22 protein-coding genes are annotated in these 25,521 nt (G+C 61.9%); 12 read left to right on the forward strand and 10 right to left on the reverse strand.

Annotated elements, in window-relative coordinates:
• The first annotated feature begins 63 nt into the window (after positions 1-63).
• The 6 genes from CRJ03_RS00425 (at position 64) to CRJ03_RS00450 (ending at position 7,793) form a co-directional block, all read left to right on the forward strand.
• On the forward strand, positions 64-2,157 hold the full coding sequence (locus CRJ03_RS00425) for a catalase (RefSeq protein WP_104016946.1): 2,094 nt from the start codon (positions 64-66) through the stop codon (positions 2,155-2,157).
• Positions 2,158-2,419: 262 nt separating this feature from the next.
• Entirely contained in the window at positions 2,420-2,887 is a 468-nt protein-coding gene (locus CRJ03_RS00430; protein ID WP_276308213.1) for a PHB depolymerase family esterase, read from the forward strand.
• A gap of 168 nt (positions 2,888-3,055) precedes the next feature.
• Positions 3,056-3,670 (forward strand): 2Fe-2S iron-sulfur cluster-binding protein, encoded by a 615-nt coding sequence (locus CRJ03_RS00435; RefSeq protein ID WP_104016948.1) that lies wholly within the window; start codon positions 3,056-3,058, stop codon positions 3,668-3,670.
• 2 nt (positions 3,671-3,672) lie between these two features.
• Positions 3,673-4,674 (forward strand): FAD binding domain-containing protein, encoded by a 1,002-nt coding sequence (locus tag CRJ03_RS00440; protein WP_104016949.1) that lies wholly within the window; start codon positions 3,673-3,675, stop codon positions 4,672-4,674.
• Positions 4,674-6,932, forward strand: coding sequence for a xanthine dehydrogenase family protein molybdopterin-binding subunit (locus tag CRJ03_RS00445; RefSeq protein ID WP_165375198.1), 2,259 nt, complete (start codon positions 4,674-4,676; stop codon positions 6,930-6,932). Before CRJ03_RS00440 ends, CRJ03_RS00445 begins: the two co-directional genes overlap by 1 nt.
• Positions 6,933-7,046: 114 nt before the next feature.
• The gene (locus CRJ03_RS00450; RefSeq protein ID WP_104016951.1) at positions 7,047-7,793 is read left to right on the forward strand and encodes a flavodoxin family protein; all 747 of its coding nucleotides are present in this window, start codon (positions 7,047-7,049) and stop codon (positions 7,791-7,793) included.
• Positions 7,794-8,225: 432 nt separating this feature from the next.
• Here the strand turns inward: CRJ03_RS00450 and CRJ03_RS00455 are convergent, their stop codons facing one another.
• Positions 8,226-9,266, reverse strand: a complete 1,041-nt coding sequence (locus tag CRJ03_RS00455; RefSeq protein WP_104016952.1) for a hypothetical protein — start codon at positions 9,264-9,266, stop codon at positions 8,226-8,228.
• 379 nt (positions 9,267-9,645) lie between these two features.
• On the opposite strand from CRJ03_RS00455, the gene CRJ03_RS00460 reads away from it, so the two are divergent.
• Positions 9,646-10,353 carry a hypothetical protein gene (locus CRJ03_RS00460; protein WP_104016953.1) on the forward strand — a complete coding sequence of 236 codons (708 nt, stop codon included), beginning with the start codon at positions 9,646-9,648 and terminating at the stop codon, positions 10,351-10,353.
• A gap of 208 nt (positions 10,354-10,561) precedes the next feature.
• On the opposite strand, the gene CRJ03_RS00465 is transcribed toward CRJ03_RS00460, so the two are convergent.
• The 5 genes from CRJ03_RS00465 to CRJ03_RS19780 form a co-directional block, all read right to left on the reverse strand.
• Positions 10,562-11,059: a sigma-70 family RNA polymerase sigma factor gene (locus CRJ03_RS00465; protein WP_104016954.1), complete on the reverse strand. Its 498-nt coding sequence runs from the start codon at positions 11,057-11,059 to the stop codon at positions 10,562-10,564.
• Between the two features lie 194 nt (positions 11,060-11,253).
• Positions 11,254-11,742 (reverse strand): YciE/YciF ferroxidase family protein, encoded by a 489-nt coding sequence (locus CRJ03_RS00470; protein WP_104016968.1) that lies wholly within the window; start codon positions 11,740-11,742, stop codon positions 11,254-11,256.
• Between the two features lie 117 nt (positions 11,743-11,859).
• A complete protein-coding gene (locus CRJ03_RS00475) occupies positions 11,860-12,084 on the reverse strand; it encodes a hypothetical protein (protein WP_104016955.1) in 225 nt (74 codons plus the stop codon).
• Positions 12,085-12,143: 59 nt separating this feature from the next.
• Entirely contained in the window at positions 12,144-12,281 is a 138-nt protein-coding gene (locus tag CRJ03_RS20045) for a hypothetical protein (protein WP_206018270.1), read from the reverse strand.
• A gap of 53 nt (positions 12,282-12,334) precedes the next feature.
• Entirely contained in the window at positions 12,335-12,484 is a 150-nt protein-coding gene (locus CRJ03_RS19780; protein WP_165375191.1) for a hypothetical protein, read from the reverse strand.
• 475 nt (positions 12,485-12,959) lie between these two features.
• Here CRJ03_RS19780 and CRJ03_RS00480 point away from each other — a divergent pair, with 475 nt between their 5' ends.
• The 3 genes from CRJ03_RS00480 (at position 12,960) to CRJ03_RS00490 (ending at position 19,089) form a co-directional block, all read left to right on the forward strand.
• On the forward strand, positions 12,960-17,264 hold the full coding sequence (locus tag CRJ03_RS00480) for a chemotaxis protein CheB (RefSeq protein WP_165375199.1): 4,305 nt from the start codon (positions 12,960-12,962) through the stop codon (positions 17,262-17,264).
• A 144-nt stretch (positions 17,265-17,408) separates the two neighbouring features.
• The gene (locus CRJ03_RS00485; RefSeq protein WP_104016957.1) at positions 17,409-18,545 is read left to right on the forward strand and encodes an extracellular catalytic domain type 1 short-chain-length polyhydroxyalkanoate depolymerase; all 1,137 of its coding nucleotides are present in this window, start codon (positions 17,409-17,411) and stop codon (positions 18,543-18,545) included.
• A 184-nt stretch (positions 18,546-18,729) separates the two neighbouring features.
• A complete protein-coding gene (locus CRJ03_RS00490; RefSeq protein ID WP_165375200.1) occupies positions 18,730-19,089 on the forward strand; it encodes a PRC-barrel domain-containing protein in 360 nt (119 codons plus the stop codon).
• A 131-nt stretch (positions 19,090-19,220) separates the two neighbouring features.
• On the opposite strand, the gene CRJ03_RS00495 is transcribed toward CRJ03_RS00490, so the two are convergent.
• A complete protein-coding gene (locus tag CRJ03_RS00495; RefSeq protein ID WP_104016959.1) occupies positions 19,221-20,177 on the reverse strand; it encodes a PRC-barrel domain-containing protein in 957 nt (318 codons plus the stop codon).
• A gap of 261 nt (positions 20,178-20,438) precedes the next feature.
• Between CRJ03_RS00495 and CRJ03_RS00500 the strand changes: the two genes are divergently transcribed.
• Both CRJ03_RS00500 and CRJ03_RS00505 read left to right on the forward strand, forming a co-directional pair.
• Positions 20,439-20,636, forward strand: coding sequence for a CsbD family protein (locus CRJ03_RS00500; protein WP_104016960.1), 198 nt, complete (start codon positions 20,439-20,441; stop codon positions 20,634-20,636).
• 89 nt (positions 20,637-20,725) lie between these two features.
• Positions 20,726-22,405 carry a mechanosensitive ion channel family protein gene (locus CRJ03_RS00505; protein ID WP_165375201.1) on the forward strand — a complete coding sequence of 560 codons (1,680 nt, stop codon included), beginning with the start codon at positions 20,726-20,728 and terminating at the stop codon, positions 22,403-22,405.
• Between the two features lie 36 nt (positions 22,406-22,441).
• Here CRJ03_RS00505 and CRJ03_RS00510 read toward each other — a convergent pair whose 3' ends face one another.
• From CRJ03_RS00510 to CRJ03_RS00520, 3 genes are all read right to left on the reverse strand, one after another.
• Positions 22,442-23,875 (reverse strand): phospholipase D-like domain-containing protein, encoded by a 1,434-nt coding sequence (locus CRJ03_RS00510; protein WP_104016969.1) that lies wholly within the window; start codon positions 23,873-23,875, stop codon positions 22,442-22,444.
• A 103-nt stretch (positions 23,876-23,978) separates the two neighbouring features.
• Positions 23,979-25,022, reverse strand: a complete 1,044-nt coding sequence (locus tag CRJ03_RS00515) for an AI-2E family transporter (protein WP_240611505.1) — start codon at positions 25,020-25,022, stop codon at positions 23,979-23,981.
• 280 nt (positions 25,023-25,302) lie between these two features.
• The coding region (locus CRJ03_RS00520; protein WP_206018271.1) for a penta-EF hand family protein at positions 25,303-25,521 on the reverse strand (219 nt) is incomplete at its 5' end.

Here is a 25,521-nt window from a genome sequence, read left to right on the forward strand (position 1 = left end):
CCAGCCCGTCATGCGCCGCTTCTTTCCTTGCCCTCTGAGTCATGCCGCTGAAAGGAATTCGCGATGACAGACCCTACGAAGCAAACGACAGATTTCGACTCGTTGACCTCCGAAACCGGCTTGGGCGGCGAGCTGCACCAGCATACGGCAGAGCGCGGCGAGCGCCTGACGACTGCACAGGGCGTGGTAATTTCCGACAACCAGAATTCGCTGCGCGCGGATGCACCGGGGCCGACACTGCTGGAAGATTTCGCACTGCGCGAGAAGATTTTCCACTTCGATCATGAACGCATTCCCGAACGTGTGGTGCACGCTCGCGGCTATGGTGCACACGGGACCTTCACCTGCACCCGTGCCCTGACCGACGTGACACGCGCCGCGCCCTTCACTGACGAGGGCAAGGAGACCGAGGTGTTCGTCCGCTTCTCGACCGTGGCGGGCAGCAAGGGTTCGCCCGACCTCGCGCGCGACATCCGGGGGTTCTCCGTCAAGTTCTACACCGACGCGGGCAACTGGGATATCGTCGGCAACAATGTGCCGGTGTTCTTCATTCAGGATGCGATCAAGTTTCCCGATCTGATCCACGCCGCCAAACCCGAACCGGACCGCGATTTCCCGCAGGCCCAGTCCGCGCATGACAATTTCTGGGATTTCATATCGCTGACGCCCGAGGCGATGCATACCGTCCTGTGGCAGATGTCCGACCGCACGATCCCGCGATCCTTCACCACGATGGAAGGGTTTGGCGTGCATACCTTCCGCTTCGTGAACGCCGAGGGGCAGTCGACCTTTGTCAAGTTCCACTGGAAACCCCGGATGGGCCTGCAATCGGTGGTCTGGGACGAGGCAGTGAAGAGCAACGGTGCCGATCCCGACCGCCACCGGCGCGATCTCTGGGACGCCATCGACCGGGGCGATTTCCCGGAATGGGATCTGGGCGTGCAGATGTTCGACCAGGATTTCGCCGACGGCTTTGCCTTCGACGTGCTCGACCCGACCAAGTTGATACCCGAAGAGGATTGCCCGGTTGAGATCATCGGCACGATGCGGCTCGACCGCGCCGTGGACAACTTCTTTGCCGAAACCGAACAGGTGGCGTTCTGCACCGCCAATGTGATCCCCGGCATCGACTTCACCGACGATCCACTGCTGCAGGGGCGCAACTTTTCCTATCTCGATACGCAACTGAAACGATTGGGCGGCCCAAACTTCACCAAGCTGCCCATCAATGCGCCCAAGGGCTGCCCGGTCAGCAATTACCAGCAGGACGGGCACATGCAGACCGACGCCCGCAAAGGCCGCGTCAACTATGAGCCAAACGGCTGGAGGGAAGGGCCGCGTGCGCATCCTCTGGAGGGCTATGTCAGCTACCGGGCCCCGGTTACGGGCGAAAAGGCACGTCTGCGGCCCGAAAGTTTTGCCGATCACTACAGCCAGGCACGGCAGTTCTACATAAGCCAGACAGAGTCCGAACAGGCGCACATTCTTGCGGCCTTCGTTTTCGAGCTGTCGAAATGCAAGGAATCCACAATTCGCGAACGGATGGTTGCGCATCTTCTGAACGTGGACGCGACCCTGGCACAGGATGCGGCCGACAGGCTCGGCTTGCCCGCTTTGCCAAAACCCGCCCCCGCCGCCCGGCCCACCCGGATGGATCTTGCAGCGTCTTCCGCGCTCAGCATCCAGAATCCACCGCCGGACAGCTTCAAGGGCCGTATCATGGGTGTGCTGCTCAGCGACGGGTTTGACGGAGCGATATTGGCCGAACTCGAAAAGGCCGTGGAGGATGAAGGCGGGCTGCTGCGCTTCGTCGCCCCGCAGATCGGTGGTGTTTCGTGCAGCAATGAGCACCTTCACGCGGTAACCGACCAGATCGAAGGTGCACCTTCTGTGCTGTTCGACGCGGTCGCCATCCTGCCGGGCAAGGATAGCCTCGCCAGCAATTCTGCTGCCGTGGATTTCGTGAACGACGCATTTGCGCATTGCAAGTTCATCGGTTGGGCCGCAGGCGCCACCGAGTTGATGGAAGCCTGTGGTCTGGACGATTTTGACGATACCGCGCTTTGTAAGCTCATTGATCCAGCCGCGGTAGCACAGTTCGTGACCGCATGCCGTGCGCTAAGGTGCTGGCCGCGCGAGGCGGCTTTTCAAGCCTGATCGACATTGCCGGTTCTGCACCGCTTGCCCAGTGCACAGGTTTGGGACCGGGGGTGCAGGGAAACTCTCGTGCGCCGCCCGCACAGGTTTTTGTTCGCTGGCTTCTGGTTGCGGTGTGTCAGTCAACGTTTCCTGACGGCGCGCAGTTTCTGTCGCTCAATCATACTTGGACACGGGGTGATCGGGACTGCCGGAATTATATGCCCTCCAAACAGCCCAACTGGCCGATGCCACTGATCGTGATGCGGCACGGCTGCACTCCATCGCCAGAAGATTCGCGATTGGCACCGGCATGAAAGTGCTGGCCGAGGAATTCCACTGTCTGATCGCCTCGCCCGCCCAGCCGCAGGGGGCGAATGCCCGGAAACGCGCGAACTGGTACCAGCCCGGAGATCGGGCACTCGATCTTGGCGAGCCTGCGCTGATCGCCGGGACGGTGGGCGACATCCTGCGCGATTACCCCCTTGATCCTGCGCGGGTTCACGCCGCCGGTCTGTCGGGGAGCGGGGCGGCGGCGGCCATCATGGGAGCGGCGTATCCTGACCTCTGCGCGGCGGTCGGCGTTCATTCCGGCCTGCCCGTCGGCGGCGCGCAGGAAGCAGCCTCGGCCTTCGCGGCCATGCAGGGTGACAGTTATACCGACCTGAAAGGCCCCGATGCGTCCCGCGAGATGCCGCGGTTTTTCCTGCAGCAAGCGCGGGACCAGAGACGCGCCCAAACTGACCGGTAAAGCCGATCCTTGCGAAAGGTTGCCGGGCCAAGCGATTTCACCCGGCAGCCGGGGATGCACGAAACGACAGAATAGCAGGAACGCCCCCGGAAGTTGGACGTTGTAGGACAAGTTGGCAGCGAAATGAAGCGCCCTTGTCCAGCAGTCCAACAGAATTCCGGAGGTTCGATGACCGACAAGACATCCCCGCCGCGCGCCGGTTTTTCGCGCCGCAGTTTCCTTGGTACGACCGGGGCGGTCGGTGCCGCATTTGGTGTCGGCACCGGGCGCGCAGCAGCCCATCCGTCCGAGACGGGTGTTGCGCCGGATGCGCAACCCAAGGTCGCACTGACCATCAACGGTCAACGCCGGACCCTGACGGTCGAGCCCCGCACGACATTGGTCGAAGCGCTGCGCGACACCCTTGGGCTGACGGGCACCAAGATCGGCTGTAATCAGGGGCAATGCGGGGCCTGCACCGTGCTGATGAACGGGCACCGCGTCAATTCCTGCCTGATCCTGGCGCTGTCCGCCAATGAGGCCAAGATCACGACCATCGAAGGCGTAGCCGATAGCAATGGCTCTCTGCATCCGATGCAAACCGCCTTTGCCGAGCATGACGCCTTCCAATGCGGGTATTGCACACCGGGTCAGATCCTCTCCGCCATCGCCTGCATCGACGAGGGCCACGCCGGGTCCCCGGGCGAGATCCGCGAATACATGAGCGGCAACCTCTGCCGCTGCGGGGCCTATCCCAACATCGTCGCCGCGATCGAAACCGTCCGCGACAGCAAGGAGGGCTGAGCATGCTCAATTTCGCCTATCACAGCCCGAAAACCCTTGCAGACGCGATTGATGCCATCCGCAACAGCGGCGGCGACATCCTGGCCGGCGGGACCACCATGGTGGACCTGATGAAGATCGGCGTTCATGAGCCGCCCGCGCTGGTCGACATCACCGGCCTCGCCGATCTGGAAGGTCACGAGATCGGGCCCGACCGCATCCGTTTCGGCGCATTGGCCCGAATGACGCATGTGGCGGACGACGCGGATCTGGTGTCGGTCGCGCCGGTGCTGACAGAATCGCTCTGGAAGGCGGCCAGTCCGCAGCTTCGCAACGTCGCGCGTCTGGGCGGCAACATCCTGCAGCGCACCCGCTGCCCCTATTTCCGCGACACCGCCTATTCCCAGTGCAACAAGCGCGATCCGGGGTCTGGCTGCGCGGCGCTGGATGGCGGCGAGACAAGCCACCATGCCATCCTCGGCGGCTCGTCTGGCTGCGTGGCGATGTACCCCGGTGACTGGGCGCAGGCGCTGATCGCCTTTGACGCCGAGGTTCATACCCAGGGCCCGGCTGGCCGCCGCACGATCCCGTTTGCGGACCTGCACGTCCTGCCCGGCGACACGCCCGAAATCGAGACAATCCTGCAACCGGGCGAGATCGTGACCGGGATCACCGTGCCTGTCGTGCCTGCCCTCAAGGCCAGCCATTACCTCAAGGCGCGGGATCGCGAGAGTTACGCGTTTGCCAGCGCCTCCGCCGCCGTCGGGGTGGAACTGGACGGCGACACCGTGCGTGACGTGCGTATCGCCCTTGGTGGCGTTGCCACAACACCGTGGCGCGCCCGCGCGGCCGAGGACAGCCTGAAAGGCAAGCCGCTGACAGAGAAAACGGCCCGCGAGGCAGGACGGATCGCCTTTGCCGACGCGAAGGATCTGAAAGGGTCCGCCTACAAGATCAAACTCGGTGCCGATGTCGTCGCCGGGGCACTGATGACCGCGAAATCGCGCGCGCAGGGAGGCGAATGATGGCCCAGACGATCAACACCGCAGTCACCCGCACCGATGCCCCGCGCAAGGTCACCGGCAGCGCGACCTATGCTGCCGATGTGATGCCCGCGGGCATGCTTCATGGCGCGCTGGCGACGTCGGCGATCGCTGTCGGCACGCTGGCGAGGATCGATACGGCCAAGGCCGAGGCCGAACCGGGCGTCATCGCCGTCTTCACCCATGAGAATTTGCCCGATTACAAGCCGGTCAAGGGCTTCTATGCAGGCGGCCCCGGCTCGGCCAGTTTCTGGCCGATGGAGAATGCACGCATCCGCTATGCGGGTCAGCCGATCGCTTATGTCGTGGCGCAGACAGCTGCGGCGGCGCGCCGGGGCGCGCAGCTGATCGAGGCGCGATACGAGACCGATGAAAGCCGTATCACGATGGACGCTGACGACAGCTTCGTCGTCGGTGCAGGCGAAGACAGAGAAGGCATGGTGACCACCAAGGGCGATCTGGCCCAGGGTCTGGCGACTGCGGCCCAGACCGTCGAGGCGGAATACATCACGCCCTTCCAGCACCACAATCCGATGGAGATGTTCGCGGCCACAGCCGAATGGCGTGGCGACCGGCTGACCGTCTGGATGCCCTCGCAATCGGTCAGGACCCTGCGCGCTGGCATCGCTCAGGCTTACGGTCTTGCGGAAACCAGCGTCCGCGTCATCTCGCCCTTCGTGGGTGGCGCGTTCGGGTCCAAGGCAGGGATCACGCCCTATACCATGCTGACCATCGCGGCGGCCAAGGCCGTCGGGGCCCCCGTGCGCCTGATCGTGACCCGTCCGCAGATGTACACGGTCGCCACCTTTCGCCCCGAATCCGTGCAGCGGTTTCGCCTCGGCGCCGACGCCGAGGGCAAGCTGACGGCCTTTGAGCATATCGAGATGTCCCAGACCTCGCAATTCGACGAGGTGGTGAACCCCGGCACCCACATGACTCGCGCGATGTATGCCTGCCCCAACATCCATACCGAGCAGCGCCTGTCGCGATCCGATACCAACACCGGCGGTTTCATGCGCGCGCCCAACGAGATGCAGACCTTCTTCGGTCTCGAACAGGCGATGGACGAGCTTGCGATCAAGCTGGGCATGGACCCGGTCGAGCTGCGCCGCATCAACGACACCGACCGGCATCCGGTCGCTGATGTGCCGTTCTCGTCCCGCTCGCTGATGGAAAGCTACGACGCGGTGGCACGCAGCTTTGGCTGGGCCGACCGAACACCCGAGGTCGGGTCGATGACCGACGGCGACTGGCTGGTGGGGTATGGCTGCGCCACGGCGACCTATCCGACCAACATCCTGGCCTCGAATGCGCGGGTGCGGATGCAGGGTACGGGCCTCGCCTATATCGAGCTGGCGGCCCATGACGTGGGCACCGGCACCTACACCATCATGGCGCAGATCGCGGCCGCGCGTCTTGGCCTGCCGGTGGAGGCCTGCGACGTGGTGATGGGCGAAGGCGACATGCCCGTCGCCCCCATTTCAGGCGGATCGACGACCGCTGCGTCGGCCGGGTCGGCTGTCCACGACGCCTGCATCAAGATCGGCCACCAGATCGCGGTGCAGGTCTCCGCCATGCCCCAAGGGCCACTGTCCGGCGTCGATCCGGCGCAGATCGCGCTGGAAAACGGCATACTGACAGCGCCGGACGGTCAGACCCAGCCCCTGATCGAGGCGGTGGCCTCGACCCCGGAGGGAGAGGTCGAGGTGATCGGAGAGTTCCGTCACAAGGCAATGACCGACGAGATGATCAAGGCCACCTTTCAGGGCGGCTATGGCACTGCGGGACCGGTGACGCCCGAGATGGCTATGTTCGCCTTCGGGGCCGAGATGGTGGAGGTGCGCGTGCATCGCTGGACCCATGAAATCCGCGTGCCGCGCCTGCATGGCGCCTTTGCGGCCGGAACGATCCTGAACCGCAAGACGGCGCATTCGCAGCTCATGGGCGGCATGATCTGGGGCATCGGGTCCGCCCTTCACGAGGTGACCGAGACCGACAAGCCGCGCGCACGGTTCCTCAACACCAACATCGCGGAATACCTGATCCCGGTGAATGCGGATGTGCGCGAGGTTCGGGTCGAGATGCTGGACGAGCGCGACGATTACGTGAACCCGCTGGGCGTCAAGGGCATCGGCGAGCTGGGCATCGTCGGCACGGCGGCCGCGATTGCCAACGCGGTGCATCACGCCACCGGCAAACGTCTGCGCCAATTGCCGATCCGCATGTCCGATCTGGTATGATCCGGGTCTTGCCGATCGCGTCGACGATGTCATCCCGGCACGGCCAAGCTGCGCAAACTTCCGGGCCGTGAACCAAACCGCTGTAACCTGCCACTCAACTGAAAGGAGCCCGCAATGGACCTGACCGAAAAACAGGCCGCCCTTTGCGAGGAGAACAAGACCGACTTCTCCGATTTGCGCGCCGTGTTCTTCAACTGTACGCTGAAACATCCCGATCAGCCGTCCCACACCTCACTGCTGATGGGCACCTCGGCCGAGATCATGCGCAAGAGCGGGGTCGTCATCGAAAATATCCGCATGACAGCGCACACAATTGCCTTCGGCGTGCAGCCGGACATGCGCGAGCATGGCTGGGAGCAGGACGACTGGCCCGATCTGTGGCGCAAGGTCGAGGCGGCGGATATTCTCGTCATCGGCACGCCGATCTGGCTGGGTGAACAATCCTCGGTCTGCCGGCTGCTGATCGAGCGGCTCTACGCCATGTCAGGGCTGCTGAACAACAAGGGGCAGTCGATCTTCTACGGCAAGACCGGCGGCGTCGTGGTCACCGGCAACGAGGACGGGGCCAAGCATGTGGCGATGAACGTGCTCTACTCACTGTCGCATCTGGGCTGCACGATCCCGCCGCAGGCTGATTGCGGATGGATTGGCGAGGCGGGGCCGGGTCCGAGTTATGGCGACGATGGTGCCGGGTTCGACAACGAGTTCACCCAACGCAACACCACGATCATGACCTGGAACCTGATGCACATGGCGCGGATGCTGAAGGATGCGGGCGGTCTTCCCAATCACGGCAACGACCGCAAGGCATGGTCGGCCGGGTGCCGGTTCGATTTCGAGAACCCCGAGCACCGGAGTTGAGGCTTCGAATATGATCATCGCAGACGGGCGTTGCCGAACCATCGGTCGGTATTAAGAAGTTTACAGTGTGACGCGCGCCGCGGACCTTCAGTCGCCGCGATGCGCGTCACCGGCAGTGGGCGGCTTCGCTTCGCTGTCGTTGCGCGGTTCCGACGCAGGGGTGCAGAAAGACTGTCGGCACCTTTTCCAGACTTGGATCTCGGATGAGCGCTGGATTGGTCGGGCTTTTCGAGTTGCTGCCACAGCCTCTCTGTCTGTGCGCTGCCCGACGCCGGTGACAGGTTGTGGGGGAGGGACGGCTGCGATGCATGTGAAAGCGCAAGGATCAAACTGAGTAACGCAGCGCATGTGGCAGCCCCCCGTCTTGGGACGGGGGGCTGCTGTCTTGAGTATTCACTTTGTCCGCTCATCGGCGCGGGCGGTGTATGCAAATCAATCGCTGATCTGTTTGATCTGCTGCGCTTCATGGGCCTCGACGTTGTCTTCGGCAGTGGCGCGATCCTGCGCCGATTGCTGTTGTTCATTCTCGGCAGAGTCGCCACGGATCGTGACGTTTGCCTCACCGTCTCCTTGTCCAGTGGAGACCCGGATTTCCGGTTCGCCGACGACGTCGACCGTCACCTCGGGGTCTTGGCTCTCATATGTCACCTTCGGTTCACCACGGTTGAAGACAATCTCGGGGGCTTCTGCATCCGCGCCACGGCTGACCGTCGCTTCGCTTTGCTGGATAGCAATCCTCGGTTCGAGGTCTTCTTCGGTGGCACCCTGCGGGGCAAAACGGCCGTCCTCGAGTTCGACCAGGTCTTTCGGTTCTTCTCCGCCGATGGTCAGTTCGATTATCGGATCCGGCATGTTGACGGTCACTGTCGGTTCCGGGATGCGAACCTCGATCTCCGGTTCGAGCTTGCTCATGTCGAGTGTCGAGTCGGGCCAGGTGATGATGATTTCCGGCTCGGGGATCATCACGGAGACACGCGGCTGGGGAAGCTCGACATTCACCGTCGGCTGACCTTGACGGATGGTAATCTGGGGTGCCTGCTCCTCGACGGTGGCGCTCTGACGCGCCATGTTCCAGACGACTTCGGGTTTGCCGGTGTCAACATCGACCTCGGCTGGCGGCTGGTAGACTGCAACGTCGGCGTCGACCTCGATCTCCTGCTGAACGATCATGCGCTGGCTCACCGTGTCGGTGCCGACGAGTTCGAGTGTCTCCCGGTCGATCGAGCCCTCTTCTTCCCATGCGATGAATACGACATTGCATTGCCTCTCGTCGCCCGTGGCGATGACGTCTTCGACCTCGGTGCGCACGTCCGCAGCGACCTCGCCATCGACCGCAAGTCGCTCGGAGAGCTTCACGCAAGCTTCGGGATCAAGGTCACCTTCGCCCTGATCGTTGGTCTGGGCATAAGCGGTGCTGAATGCGAAAGCGGCGACTGAGCTCAGAAGCGCAAGGCGCGTGGTTTTTCGTAACATGGCGGGTCTCCTGTTGGATTGGTTAGATGTCCTTTAACAACAGTGAACCGCCGAGCACGTTCCGCGTTTGGTTTCCTTTTTCCATAAGAAATTGTATTTTATCAAGAAATACATCTCCACGGATCGGCCGAGACTATAAGTCGGCGGTCACTGTGGTGACACCGGACCGCGTGCTGCGTCACCGATCTTCAAGCCGCGGGCACCCGTGATAGCGCAGAGACATATAAACATTCGCGCGCTCAGAAAATTTCACGGGAACGGAAATTGCCGCTGACGGTTACGAAAAGACACGCGTCGCGGCACGCCGCGACGCGACCATCGGAACCGTCGGGAAGCAGTCACTCGCTGTTGGCCGGACCACAGAGAAAGCAGGCCACCCATGCGTCGAGGAATTATCATAGCAATTGTTGCAGCCATCATTATCGTGATCGCCGGATACCTCTGGTATGATGACCAGGCTGAACAGGCCCGGCTGGAGGAGCAACGCACCGAAGAGGCTTCACAAGCCGCCCGCGATGAGGAGCGCGCACTTCAAGAGGAAGCCGCCCTTGAACGTGAAGAGGAACGCACGCGCGAAGATAATTCCGTCGCAACTGCCGAACCGACTGTGGCTGACGGGGACTTTGATCAGTCTGATGGGGCAGCCGATGAAGAAGTACCCGTGGTGGGCGACGAAATCACCGAAGGCATGATCGTTGTGCAGTCGGATACTGACGAGGCCGTCATCATGAATGCTGATGACAACGCGACCGGGACCGAGATCGTCAACGATACAGGGATGGCAGATCCAGCAACCACGTCGGAGTTCGAAGGGGATTCCGGAACCGGCAACGATGGCACGATGGGTGCTGGCGGTATTGACGCCGGAACTGACGCTGCGACCACGGTCGAACCCGGGAAATTGCTCACGCCGGAGAACTTTGATCGCGGCGAGGTTCTGAGCCTGATCGACAACTCCGACCAGCTGACTGCCGAGCGGCGCTCTACCCTGCGGGCGCTAGTAGAAGGCGCAAGCGCCAATCCCGTGATGGTCGACTCGGCGATCGAGTCGATCCGGGCCGCGCTCGACCTGCCGCCTTTAAACTGATCCTGCATGGTTCGTGCGCCACTGTCTCCGGATTTTCCGAGGTCAGTGGCGCAGACTGCACCAGGTTCTGATCGTGACGGGTAAATCTGAACCTATAAAACGTGCTCTGTCTTTACGTGAAAGCGAGGAGCCCCTGAAGATTGTTCTGTGATCCAGCCTGTTCCGGCGGATCACATCATACCCGTCCAGACGGGAAACGCTGGCCACGCTATGCCACTTGATTGTAAGTGACCGCTTGGCTGAGGGTATTGCGTCCCCGACTGACACGACTCTTGATCGTACCGACCGTGCACTGACAGGCATTGGCCGCTTCCAGTTGTGAAAACCCGTAGGCCCCCATCAGCATGAGCGGCCGACGCTGGGCCTGCGGCAGCAAGGCGATGGCGGAGACCAATTCCTTGAGGGCAAGCGCATGATCCTGACTTGGGTCCTCGAACAGCGTCCGCGCGCAGGCCCCATCGACGTCTTGCACCTCTCGGCGGGATTTGCGCAGATCGGAAAAGAACGTGTTGCGCAGGATCGTGAACAACCAGGCGCGGAGATTTGTGTCTGGACTGTAACTGTCGCGTTTCGCCCAGGCCTTGAGAAGCGTGTCCTGCACCAGATCCTCGGCCCGGTGGTGGTTTGACGTCAAGCTCAGCGCGCGCCGGCGCAAGGCCAGGGTTTGCTGTGGGAGGAGAATGTGGAAGGGATGTGTTGTGATCACTGGATACGTCTCGCTTACATTTGGGAGGTGGCATGAATTACGGTCCTAGGTGTGCCGCCGACGGCATGGTGCGCCTGGCATCGGGGAGGGCGTCGCAGGCGGGCCCGAACCAGATTGGCCAATGTCTGAAACCCGCGCTGCCGGAGAGTTAACCCCGCCCCGACGAAACAGGGCGGGCTGGCGGCGGGTCGCGCTCAGGCTGCGGCAGCGTTCAGGCGGTCCTGCGCCAGTGCTGACAGTGCTCTGTCGGCGCCATATTCCTGATCCAGCGTCTCGTTCAGCAGCTTTGCCACCTTCGGATGGCCTAGCTGGTCGGCCCATGCCACCAACGTGCCGTAGCGGGCGATCTCGTAATGCTCGACGGCCTGCGCCAGCGAGATGAGGGCCGCATCCATGGTCTCGGCGTCGTCGATATCGGCCATCAGGCCCTCGGCCTCCTCGATCAGCCCGACCATGGCATCGCATTTTGCCCCTCGGGCGGGCTTGCCCAGGTGTTCGAACACCTCTTCAAGCCGCAGGACATGGTCTTCGGTTTCATCGCGATGCGAGGACAGCGCCGCCTTGAGCTTTGGATCGGTCGCCTGGCGCTCCATCCTGGGCAGCGCCTTGAGAATCTTGCGTTCGGCGTAAAGCACGTCCTTCAGGGTGTGAAGGAACAGATCGTCCAGGGTCTTGATAGTCATGGGGTACTCCACTGAGATGCGCACCTGCATGTCGCGCGGCACGAGCAACTGAAAGGCAGATGAAAGGAAAATGAGGTCGGATCACATTCGCTGTTCGGATCGACGCGCAGGCGGGCGTCAGTTGACCCGTTGATCCTGCGTTTTCGTGTCCATAAGCTGAATGCTGTCCAGCGGCTCCATCGCTTCCCGCGCAGCATTGAGGTCTGACCTGCAAAGCTGCATGAAACGGCGGGCGCGCGCCTTGTTTTGCAACTTCAGAACGTCATTTCTCATCCTGCGGTGGGCTTCGACTGCATCGACAAGCAGGCGTATGAACATTTCGGCACTGTTTTCTGTCGGCATTTGTATTCTCCTTCTTCGTAAGACGCTCAGGCAACTTGCAAGTTGAGAGAGAAGGTCGATCAGAGCAGCAGGACGATGAAGATCAGCAAAACCACCCCCGTGAAAACGGCGGCCCAGCCCAGAGAGGAGGCAGCCGTGGAAGCGAACCTGGAATTCCCGGCAGGGACCCGGCTGGGGAACGTGGTTTCGGATGGCATGTTCAATGTTCCTTGGATTTTTCGCGGACGTGATCCAAGGCTGCAGGGTGCCATCAGGCCAGGCCGACAAAGCTGAGTATGGCGATGACGATGACGATCGCGCCGACGATATAGACGATCTGGCTCATTAGATTTCCTTTCGATTGCTCCAGATTGCCGTGACGCTGACAGGTGCCACGGGGCAAAATCAGGGCAAATGGCACGGACGCCCCATCCTCAAACAAGGCGCAATGATCGTGAAACGACCGGACAGCCAGGTTCTCAAAGCGACACGATGCCGCTGGATAAGGGCGTTCAGCGCCCCCCTTCGCAGCATCGCAAACCTGACTGTCCAGCCTTCCTTGCACTCGTTATAAACACTCGTCTAACTCGTTACGGACACCCATCTACTCTCTACAAACGACCGCTTTTCTCTTCATGAACAGTGGCCGTGATTCGACATTACATTTCACCGGCTGTAGCAAGTAGGATCGGAATCTACTCATGCGCTTCTCGCGGGGCTGGTCCGAAGGCCCGGTCGACGGTCGGTAGACGGACGTATTCGCAGGCGTTAAAGTCTGTCATATCTTGGGCGACGGGTCGGCTTCTTATCGTGTCGGTCGCGGGATGACGCCCGACAGGCAAACTGAACGTCAAAGGGTAGACACGACCCAGTATTCAGACCTTTTGGAACAAGCCATGTCGGACGATACAACGCGCGAAGATCTGTCCGTCATTGCCATCGGGGCCTCTGCCGGCGGGCTGGAGGCGTGCCGCGCGTTGCTCAAGGACATGCCCGGAGACACACAGGCCGCGTTCATCCTGATCCTGCACCTTGATCCGACACATGACAGCATGATGGTCGATCTGCTTGCCGCGCATACCGACCTGACGGTTGTTCAGGCATCGGAAGGCATGGCACTGCGGCCGGGGTGCCTGCATGTCATCCCGCCGGGTGTTTTCCTCACCGTCAAGCAGCGAGTCCTTCACCTGTCGGAACCCGATGGCGGCAAGGCGGTGCGGCTTCCGTTCGATGTGCTGCTGCGCTCGCTCGCCAAGGATGCAGGGGCCGCGTCCGGATGCATCGTGTTGTCGGGTACAGGCACGGACGGCAGTTCAGGCCTTGCCGAAATCCATGCCGCCGGCGGGCTGGTGATCGCGCAGGATCCCGCTGAGGCGGGCTATTCCGGCATGCCCGAAAGCGCCATCGGCACCGGTGTCGTGGCAAAAATCCTGCCCATCTGCCAGATGGTTGCGGCCCTCGCGGCGTTCATCGGGGAAGCCCAAACAAACACGGCAGTGCCCCCTGATCAGGCGGATCACCGCAAAGCCAGCGTGCCTCGCACGGAGACACCGGACACGAGCGGATATGACGACATTCTTGCGCTTGTGGGCGAACATGCCGCACAGGATCTCTCGCTCTACAAGCGGGGCACCCTTGAGCGGCGCATCGCGCGCCGGATGGCAGCTGTTGGCCTTGGCCCCGAAGAGACGGGGCATTATCTTCGCATCCTGCAATCGGATACAGAGGAACGCGCCCATCTCTCGGCCGACCTGCTGATCCACGTCACCAGCTTTTTCCGTGATCCCGAAGTGTTCAAGCATCTGTCCGACAAGGTCATCCCCGACCTTTTGTCGGACTTGCCGGACGATCGCCCACTGCGGATATGGGTCGCCGGATGCAGCACGGGCGAAGAGGCCTACAGCCTCGGCATGGTCTGCCTTGAGGCCATGGAGGCGGCGGGGTCCGGTGCCCGGCTGCAAATCCTGGCCTCGGATGTCGATCCCGAAGCGGTCGCAACGGCGCGGGCGGGATATTATCCCAAGGACATCGAGACTTGCGTCTCTCCGGAGCGGCTGACGCGGTTTTTCATACCCGACGACGGGGGCTGGCGGGTCAGCGCGGAGTTGCGCGACGTGATCGTGTTCACGGTTGCGGATGTGCTGTCGGATCCCCCCTTTTCCAGAATCGACCTCGTGTCGTGCCGCAATCTGCTGATCTACCTCGGGCCCGAAGCGCAAAAGCGCGTCGTCGCGCGCTGCTGCTTTGCCCTGCGTCCGGGCGGGCTCCTACTGCTCGGAACCGCAGAAATGCCGGGGCCGGGCGACACCTGTTTTGCCGTCGAGGACAAGGACGCACGGCTCTGGCGCCGTGTCGGCCGCAGCCAGCCGGGTGATCTCAATTTTGCGTCCGGCCCGCGCGAGAGGACGTCGTCATCGCCCGACCGGGCCCCCGTCCAGCGCACCGCGCTGGCCGACCTTTGTCGTCGCACCCTGCTGGAAAACTATGCGCCCGCCGCTGCCCTGCTGAACCGTCAGCTTGACTGTCTTTATCTTCTCGGCCCGACCGACAGGTTCCTGAAAATTACCGAGGGGCATCCTGACCCCGGGTTTCCGGGCATGCTCCCCAAATCCTTGCGGGCCCGGTTTCGCGAGGCGGCGGCGGCCTGCACGCCCGATAATCCGGTCGTGACGGTTTCCGGCCGGCGCGTTGCCGGGGACACAGGCTTTGACATCGCCTTGCACGCGGTCTCGACCGGAACGGAGCCTATGCTGCTGGCCTGCTTCCTTCCCGCTCCTCAGCCGTGGCAGACAGAGACGCCAGAGCCATCTGGCGACGGACAGGCCCGGCGCGCCGAGGATCTCGAGGCCGAACTCGAGGTGACCCGGGGCGAGTTGCACGATGCCGTGCGCGATCTGGAAAGGGAGGTCGAGGCGCATAGCGCCGATTCCGCCGAAGCCCTGTCGGTCAACGAGGAGTTTCAATCCACCAACGAGGAATTGCTGGCCTCGAAAGAGGAGCTGCAATCGCTCAACGAGGAACTGACCGCGCTGAACAGCCAATTGCAGGAAACGCTTGAGCGGCACCGCACCACGGCCAATGACCTTCAGAACGTGCTCTACAGCACCGACGTCGCCACGCTGTTTCTGGATGAAGATCTGAACATCCGGTTCTTCACCCCGGCCGCCCGCGCGATCTTTCACGTGATCCCGACGGATGTCGGTCGCCCGCTGACGGACCTGGCCGCCGTGTCAACCGATGACGACCTGGTTGCCGATGCCCGGGCCGTACTCGCATCGTCCGACCCGAAGGAGCGTGAAATCACGGCGGCTGAGGACACCTGCTTCCTTCGTCGCATCCAGCCCTATCGCGCCGAAGGTGGACGGACGGACGGTGTCGTGATCACCTATGCCAACATCACCGAGCGCAAACGCATCACTGCGTCCCTGGAAGCGGCCAAGAACGAGGCCGACCGGGCGACCAGGGCCAAGTCGCGTTTCCTGGCCGCCGCAAGCCATGATCTGCGTCAGCCTTTGCAATCCATGGCGCTGCTGCACAAGCTACTCGGTCGGCACAAGCGATCGACCGAAGGGGCGCGACTGATCAAGCTTCTCGATCAGACGCTGGGATCGATGACGGCGATGCTGGATTCGATGCTGGACGTGAACCGGATCGAGTCGGGCATCATCCGGCCAAACATGCGGCCCGTGGCGCTTGCCCCGCTACTGCAGCGTCTCGCCGACGAATTTGAACCGCTCTGCCACCTCAAGGGCCTGAAACTGAGCTTGGTGCCGTGCACGGCCTGGGTGCAAACCGATCAGCAGCTACTCGAGCAGATGCTGCGCAACCTGCTGTCCAATGCCGTAAAGTATACCTCCAAGGGTGGCATCCTCATGGGATGTCGCCGGCGCGGCCCCGGTCTGGAGATTTCGGTCCTCGACAGTGGCATCGGCGTGCCGGGATGGGAGACCAAGGCGATCTTCGATCCCTATTATCAGGGCGACAAGGCCTATGCTGTCGCCGGGCATGGCCTCGGGCTCGGACTGTCGATCGTTCAGCGGCTTGCGGAACTCCTCGATCACCCTGTGTCCGTGCGTTCGATCCCCGGCAGGGGGTCGGCCTTCATGATTTCGCTGCCAATCGCCGAAGCGGTTCCCGAGGCCGAACGCGCGTCGCAAGACGGGCCTGTCGTGACCGGCGCGCCAAGGCAAACCGGGACGATCCTGCTGGTCGAGGACGAAGACTCGCTGCGAGATCTGCTGGCCGAAACCCTCACGAAGGACGGCCATACGGTGATTGCCAAGCCCGATGCGAAAACGGCGCTTGACTGGGCCGGTGGCGACGTCGCCGCGCCCGATCTGCTGCTGACGGATTTCGAGTTGCAGGGCGGCACCGACGGGCTACGTCTGGCGCAGGATTTGCCGGACGTTCTGGGCGAGACGGTGCCGAGCATCATTCTAACCGGCGACATCACCACCGAGACGATGAAGAACATCGCGAGGTCGACCCACCGGCAAGTTTCCAAACCGGTGATGCCTGCGGTCCTTCTGGCGGAAATATCGGACCTCATGTTGAAGGCGCGCTCCGAGAAGGCCGAGACCGCCCGCCGCTCGGACCCATCCGGCACGACCGTGCATGTGATCGACGATGACCCGGTGATCCGCGAAAGCACGCGCCGCCTGTTCGAAGCCGAGGGCTGGAGCGTTGCCACATATGGCTCGGCCGAAGATTTCCTTGCGCGACCGCGACCAGAAGGGTCGGCCTGTCTTCTGGTCGACAACGTCCTGCCCGGCATGGACGGGGTGGCATTGATCAAGCGGCTGCGGGCTCAGCGGTCGCACCTGCCCGCGGTGATGCTGACCGGCTACGGCGATGCGGCCATGGCGGTGGCTGCGATGAAGGCAGGGGCGTCGGACCTGATCGAAAAACCGGCCAGTGCCGCCGAGTTGCTGGCCAGTGTGCGGCAGGCAATCAGGACAGGCGGTGATGACGATCAACACTCTGATGCGCGCAAATCCGCGGAAAGGGTGTTCTCAAAGCTTACGTCGCGCGAGCGTGACGTGCTGGAACGCGTGCTAGACGGCACCTCCAACAAGATCATCGCGCACGATCTCGGGATCAACCAGCGCACGGTCGAGAACCATCGCGCGTCGGTGATGCGCAAGACCGGGGCGAAATCCATTCCCGAGTTGGTCCGGCTGGCGCTCGCCGCCGGCCTGTAGGGCGCATGACGACAGGCGCGGCGCCGGTTGTCGATCCATGGTTTTGACACCTCATGACTTGCGATCCCTGTTTTGTCGGGAACGCAAATCGGAACGATACGTTACAGTGCGTGAAGGGAGGTCTGACAGTCAAAGGAAGTTACCATGTTACACAGCTACACGGCCTCCATGCGCGACGCAAACCGGCTGATGGACCTTTCCGGACAGACCGACTTTTTACAAAAACTCCAGAAAACCTTCGCCGTGGCGATGATCGATGCGGCATTTGCTCCATTGACCGTGCAGGTGCCGAAGGCACGCAAGCCGCGCGACGCCCCGGTAAACACGGTCGTCCGCGGCTTGGGGTCAACCATCAAACAGGTGCGGGCCGCACAATCGCGCGTGCCGATGCCTCTGACCCGGTCACCCGTACCTGAGATCACGCCCCGCATCCCGGCGCAGGCACAGTACCTAACCCGCAAGCACCGAAGCGTCGCAGGATCGCGCGGCTACCGGCTTTATCTGCCAGTCGGACGGCCCAACGGCCTGATCCTGATGCTGCATGGTTGCAATCAGACCCCCGATGACTTTGCCCTTGGCACACACATGAACGCACTGGCCGAAAAGTATGGCATTGTGCTCGCCTATCCCGAGCAGACCCGGCGTAACAGTCCGGCATGCTGCTGGAACTGGTTCAAACCGGGCCATCAGATGCGCGGTATGGGTGAACCTGCCATCCTTGCATCGCTGACGCGCAAACTCATGCGGGAGTTCGGTCTTGGCCGTGACAGGGTCTTCGTGGCCGGGCTGTCTGCCGGCGGCGCGATGGCGGCGATACTGGCGGATGTCTATCCGGACATCTTTTCCGCAGCCGGGGTCCATTCGGGTTTCGCGCGCGGCGCGGCAAGCGGTGTGGTGTCCGCCGTGTCGGCAATGCGAAGCGGTGGCACGTCGACCGGCATCGCCCCTGTCATCGCGTCAAAGTCGTGTCCGGTCCGCCGGATCATCTTTCAGGGCGAGGACGACAGAACGGTCCATCCATCCAACGCGGCGCAGATCGTCGCGGCAGAGGTGGGGAATGACGTAACGCCGGACAAGGTCGCCAAACGGACAGTGCGCGGGCGCGACTATTGCAAAAGCGACTTTACCAATTGCGACGGGGCGGTTCAGATTGAACTCTGGATGATCGAGGGATCGGGCCATGCCTGGTCCGGTGGCCGCGCGGCAGGATCCTACACCGACACCAAAGGGCCCGATGCCTCGGCGCAGATGATCCGGTTCTTCATGGCCAACTCCGCCTGAGACCGAATGACTCCGGAACGCCAGGCCCATGTGAGCGTTCCTTTCATGTGGCTGAGGTCTTTTGATGCGGTGCCTCTCCTGCTCAATCTCGCAGAGCACTCACTCGTTAACGGTGTTTCGGTCACAACCCTGCAGGGGGCACCTGTTGCCATACATCCCAGGCCAAGGGATAGAGGAGACGTCCATGACACATCAAGACACGACACCGCACGGAACGGGAACCGGCGGGGCCTTCGGCTTTGTTCGCGATGGCTATGACCCGGCCGAGACGAACACTCTCACCACCTCCGATGTGGAAAGCGCCACTGTCTACGGACGCGACGACGAAACCATCGGGTCAATCAGTGCATTGAAGGTGACCACGGACGGCAAGATCACTGATGCCGTGATCGACGTCGGAGGATTTCTTGGCATGGGGGCGCATTCCGTTCTCTTGCCGTTCAGCGAACTGACCGTTCTGCGCGAGACCGACGGGACCGACATGCGCGTCCATCTCGATACGACAAAGGACAAGCTCAAGGCCATGCCGAACCACGCGGGCTGACCACTCCGGTTCTGAATGACCAGAGGCCGCACAGATCACTGTGTGGCCTCTTTCGTCAGATCGATCAAGCATGTGCCGGTCGTTTCAGTTCAGCCGGGGCCGCACGGAAACCTCCGACAGACGCGCGGGCATCACTTCGACGCCATGTAACGCGGCAGATCCTGGATCTGTTCCTTGGTTGCATCGACATAGAGGCGCACGTCTTCATAGCCCTTATTCGTGACAATCGTCAGTTCCTCGAACTGGAGCGATGCCTGACTGCTTCCGATGCCGAGAAAACCACCGAAATCAATGACGACATTGGTGATCTTTCCATCCTTATCGAGGATCATGTCCGTCACGTCGCCGACATCGTTGTCATTGACGTCATAGACGGTCTTGCCTGTCAGCATGTCGGTCGAGACGTCCTGCGCTTCGATCTGGTCGTAGCCTTCACGCTCGATCTGGGGGGCCGCGAACGCATCGCGCGCGTCGTTGCGCGTTCCGTCATTGCCCTGTGCCGCAGCGGTGCTTGCCGTCTGGTCCGTGCGGTCTTGCCCGTCGACACGTGCAGCCGCGTTCCGTGCTTTGGTGCGGTCATATGCGGGAGCATCCTGGAGCATGTCGGCCCCGGTACTCACGACGATATACATCTGCGACCGGTCGTCCGCGTCAGAGGCAAAGGTGACCTGCTCCATCGTCACGGCGACGTCCTGCTCGCCCATGCCGAGGAAACCACCGACACCGATCACCAGCGCACGGACCTGCCCATCACTGGACAGCACGATTTCGTTGATCTGGCCGATCTTGTCCATGTTATCCAGATCGCCGCGTTTCATGGTGGCCATACGGTGCGATTGGTCCGCGTTGCCGGATGCCTGATCGCTGGCCTTGGTCCGTTCGCCCGCCGAGCGGCGCGCATGAACGTCGTGGCCCATCAGGTCGGAGGCATACAGGTCCGACTGTCCGCGCTCTGACAGAAAGCCGGACATTTTCCCGCTCTGCCCCTGAGTTTCAGAACTGGCGGTCGTGTCTGACGACTGGGCCAGCGTCATTGCCGGAAAACCAAGTGCGACGACCATGGCCGTGGTTGAAAGAAGCTTTTGCATTTAGGAATCCTCCTTGGGGTGGGGCGTGGATCGACAGCCGATCGCGTACTCACCCAACAAGGTAGAAACGTGCCGCAGCGCATTCCGTTCCATGATGAGGGCGGGGCGAGCGTATCCGGTCCCTGGGAAACGGCAGAACGTCAGGGACGTCGGTAAACTCCGACCACTGCGTCCACCAGCGGTGGTTTTGTCCCGAGGGACGGAACGAACCCTAGCGCCGGACGTTACCCTGTTATCTGTAACCCCAACATGGAGAATCCGATGAACTGGGATGAAGTCAAAGGCAAATGGAAGCAGATCACAGGTAGCGCCAAGTCGAAATGGGGCGAACTGACCGACGACGACCTGCAGCAGATCGACGGCGAGCGGGAAAAGTTGGTCGGCAAAATCCAGGAAAGATACGGGATTGGCAAGGAAGAGGCCGAAAAGCAGGTCGACGACTGGGCCAGCACAACCTGAGCTTTCCCACCACTCATGGCGTGTGGAAGCGGTCGATGATTCATCGACCGCTTCTTGCGTTCCTAATCCGACAGTCGACAGAGGGCCAAATGGATATTGCACCCCGATCGCCTTGCCTTTCGGGCTACAAACGCTTTCTTATCTTGCTTCTGTCGGGCATCTGGATCGCATGTGCGACAAGTCCGCCCGTTATGGCGCAGGATGACCCGGCGCTCTGGTACGAGTTGGAAGCGATCAATCCGGGCCTCGTAACGCCGCCGAACGATGTCGACCGGAGTTCCCCCCGCGCGACACTCAGAAGTTTTGTCGATCTTGCGGAAACGGGCGATCATGACACCTCTGCGCATCTCCTGGAATTGTCGAAGCTACCGCATGACGAACAAGAGGCGCGTGGGCCGGACCTCGCGGCCAGACTCGCGTCGGTCATCGACCGCAAGCTCCGGATCAACTGGGCGGGCATCCCTGCCGAACCCGATGCCCACACGCCCCAAACTGCCAATGGTCAGAAGGATATGGAGCGACGGCGCGACTATCTTCTGGAAGAGTTTGAGGTGGACGGCCAGATCTATGCCATCCGTCTCTCCCGCTATGCGGAAAAAACATCCGAAGACGAGTCCGCCGAGCCTGTCTGGCTTTTCTCGCGCGACACGATTGACAGTATCGATGGTCTTCACGACGCTTTCGGCCCAAGAGCCTTCGAGGCCCACATTCCGGACACGATGAAGGCACGGGTCGGCTGGCTGCAGATTTGGGAGTGGATCGCACTGCCCCTGTTGGTGGGCCTTGTCGGTCTTGTCGGCCTGCTCACGTCAAAGCTTGTCGGGCTGGGCAGGAACATATCCAGCGGTCGCGTGATGCGTCACGCCTTCGAGCGCGCGGCGCTGCCACTGTCACTGGTCACCGCGGCGGCGGCGGCGCACTGGCTTTTGGGATTCATCGTGTCCCTGTCGGGCCCGGCGACTGCAATCATCACGCCGGCGCTGGTGCTTCTGGCCGTTATCGGATTCAGCCTTGCCGCCCTGCGCGCCGTCGATGCTCTGCTCGACCGTGTGACCCGTCGTTATCTCGGTGACACGAACGATACGCCCAGCTCGTCTGATCGCCAGTTCTACACGTCTATATATGCTTTGCGGCGGATCATTCTGGTGATCACAGTCGGCTTCTCACTCGTTTTCGTGCTGCTGCAATTCGATATCTTTGCGGACATGGGTGTCACCCTGCTTGCGTCCGCGGGTGTCCTGACGGTGATCCTCGGCATCGCCGGGCAGGTTACGCTCGGCAATATGGTGGCGTCGCTGCAAATCGCGATTGCAAAGCCTGTTCGGATCGGAGACAGCATCCACTATGAAGGTACATGGTGTGTCGTAGAGGCGATTTACTTTACCTTCATCCGCCTGCGCACATGGGATGAACGGCGGATCATCGTGCCGGTCAAATATTTCCTGTCCTATCCCTTCAAGAACTGGTCGGTCATAGATGAACGCATGATCTGCACCATTGGACTTGTCCTGGATCCGATGGCCGAAGTGAAGGTCCTTCGGGAGAAATTCATCGCCTTCGGCAAGGCTGATCCGGATGTAATCGAACCCGAGCAACTCTGTGCTTATATCACGGATCATACGTTGACTGGTCTGAATGTCGAATTCTACGCCATGGCCCCGGACCCATGGAAGGCGTGGAACATCGAAATGCGCCTGCGCGAGGACCTGGTTGATTTCATCCGCACGGAACATCCCGAATGGTGGCCGCACGAACGCATCGAATTATAGCCGATAGAAGATGAAGGCCCACCGGGCACCCCCCAATCAAGAGAATGGCCACCGGCGGGCCGGGCGCTCCGGGTCCAGAAGATCGTTTTCCCGCAGGATATCATCCCCGATAACCCCGAATTCAGGCGGCTCGAACGGCACCAGCGACCGCCCGGACCCGCGCAGCGCTTCGATCGCCCCGATCAGCGAGCCGCTTGCCGCGTGAATGGCCTGCGCAACCGTCTGTGTCTCCACGTCCAGATGCTCGGCCAAAAGGGTGATGCCGAAACCCGCGATCTTCATGCGGACAGCATCCTCACCTGTCCCGCCCGGCACAGCCTCGACCGACAGATCGCATTCGGTGTCAAACCCGAGCGACCGGTTGTTCAGGTTGGATGAGCCTACGCGCATAAGCGTGTCGTCCATGATGACGATCTTGGCGTGCACATAGATCGGGGTCCCTTTGCTTGCCACGGGTGTATAGAGTCTGAAACGGTCGTGAATGTCGGCCTTTCGCACAAGCCTCAGCAGCCGGGCCCGGGCCGAACCCATCGCTTTCTCCTCGAGCCAACCCTCGGCCGTTTCGGGATTGATCACGACGATCTCGGGGCCGTCCGGCTCGGTCAGCCGGGTGGCAATCGCCTCGGCGAGGGTGCGCGAGGCGAAGTATTGGCTTTCGATATAGAGCGTGCGGCGCGTGGCCGCGATGATCGCGAGGTAGAGCGCTTCGATCTCGTGGACCTCCTCTCGCCCCGCATGGGCCGGTATGGTGCGAGAGATCGCCACCTCGGCATCCCTCAACAAGGGTTCGAGGTTCTCCGGCCAGAGCGGTGGAACGGCGGGTGGCGGCGGCAACCGCTCCCCGGTCGCATGTTCCCACCGTGTCCGCGCAAGCTCTCCCAACGCACGCGCCACATTGCCGTCGACGGCGGTGGTTGCATCGTGCCAGGGTCCGTAAGGCCGCTTGGAGGTGGGCCTGACCCGGAACGGGCTGTCTTCCTCGTGTTCGGACGTGTCCCATCTGTCGGCGGTGGCATCGATGCCGCCACAAAAGGCCAGCGCATCGTCAATGACGATGATCTTCTGGTGATGCGCCGCGCCGCTGGGATGCACGTGGTCAAGCTTCATGCGAATCCGCCGCCCGATCATCCAGTCCACGAGCCTGAGCGGCGTCGACCCGCGCGCGAGCGTTGCCAGAAGCCCGACATCCCACTGGAGAAGATAGATATTGAGGTCGGGGCGACGACGCACCAGCCAGCTCAGGAACCTGCCCAAACGGTTTGGCACGCCATCCGCGTCCTCGCGCGGGTCGAGGGTGATCCGCGTGTCGAATTCCCAGCCGATCATGATCACGCTATGCCGAGCGTTCTGCATGACCTCACGGAGCATGGTGAAATAGTCGGCCGCATCGACGATCACCGCCAGGCGATCGGCCTTTTCGACACGCCAGCACGTGTCGCCCGCCCGCAGAAGTCGTGGTGTGGCATCCATGATCGGCCTCCAGTGCATGGTTCTGTCCGGTCGCCGCATGCGGGCCGGTCTGCGTTCAGGCGGAACGGCGCGCCGACAATGGCCCCTGCGCCGTGGCCCCGGATCAGTCGCGTCGCTTGTCGTGACTGAGGTAATCCTCGACATAGATCGCGTTGATCAACGTCATGGCGACGGCGGCAAGAGGTGTGGCGAGCACGAGCCCGATGAACCCGAAGAGAGTGCCCATCAGGAGCTGCACCCCGATGACCAGCGCGGGCGGTAGCGACACCGTGCGCTGCTGCAGAAAGGGCGTGACCGCGTAGCTCTCCAGCGCCTGCACCACCACGAACACCAGGACAACGAAAACGACGGCCTGCCCGCCCAGCGGCACGGCAAGGAGCATGGCGGGAACCGCCGCGATGACCGGGCCGAGATTGGGAATGAACGCAAGCATCCCGGCGATGAGACCCAGCAAAAGCGGGAGCGGCACTCCGATCATCCACATGCCCAGACCGGTCAACACACCGACCAACGCCATGGCGATGAGCTGGGCTATGAGCCAACTGCGCATCGTATCGCCGACCTTATCCATCACCTCGCACGCGCGAGGGCGCAGCGAGGTGGTAACCAGGCCCAGCACGCCACGGCGGTACAGATCGGGGTCGAGCGCGCCGAACAACCCGATAAAAAGCACGATCACGGCATTTCCGAACGCGCCGAAGGTGGACCTGACAGCGCCGGTCGTCATCTCTCTGCTCTCGTCCGAAAAGAGTGTGGAGGGTGTAGCGCCGGTGAGCAGCCGGTCGAGCCAGGGAATGTCTTCGACCCCCTTCCGCAACGCTTCGATTGCGGTGGGCACCTGTTCAACGAAGGCGTTGACCTGTTCCAGGATCGCGGGCACGAAAGCAGTGAAGACACCGGCGAGGGCCAGGTTGAGAACCACCATGAACAGGCCGATGCCGACGCGGCGCGAGCAGCCAAGGCGTCTGGCGATCCAGCTTCCACTGGCACTGATCAGCACCGCGAGGAGGATGCCGGCGAAGATCACCAGTGGCACGTTTGGCGCCACAAGCATCAGACCCAGCAGGACCGCCCCCGGCACGGCGAGAGAAACGGCACGCCGGTTCCACGCCGATGGCTTGTGGCAAACGTATTTGTCCATGTTCATGGGCGGCTCCCTGGTATTGCCCCCGGCTGTGGACATCGTGATTATTCTCAGAGCCGGTTTCCCCATCTTGACGCTGAAAAAACACCGCGTTCGGTGCTGAAGGGCGGTCTCTCAGGGACAAGGCACTCTCGGCAGTCAGCCGCGGCTGTTGATCATTGCCCCTTTCGAGACGCCTCGTAGGCCGGGACTTCTCCGCAAACTGCCCCACGCACACGGTTTGCTGCGTGGTCCGTGGAAAGAAGGCCGGCAAATGCCGACCCTCTCGTGGTATCGTGAAGGATCAAAGTTGCTTCCAGAAGCCCTCGCGGATGTCGCGGTCAGCTTTTTCGAATTCCGGTTTCTCGATCATGCCGCTACGATCGCGGTCATAATTCATGAAGACACCTGCATTGAACTCGGCTTCGGTGAGCACGCCGTCATTATCTTGATCCCATTTGCTGAACGTGCCGTCCTGCTCACCCTGGGCCAGGCGCCAGCCTTCAACGTACTCATCTTGCGA

It is taken from the genome of Roseovarius nitratireducens (assembly GCF_002925845.1).
Lineage (GTDB): Bacteria > Pseudomonadota > Alphaproteobacteria > Rhodobacterales > Rhodobacteraceae > Roseovarius > Roseovarius nitratireducens.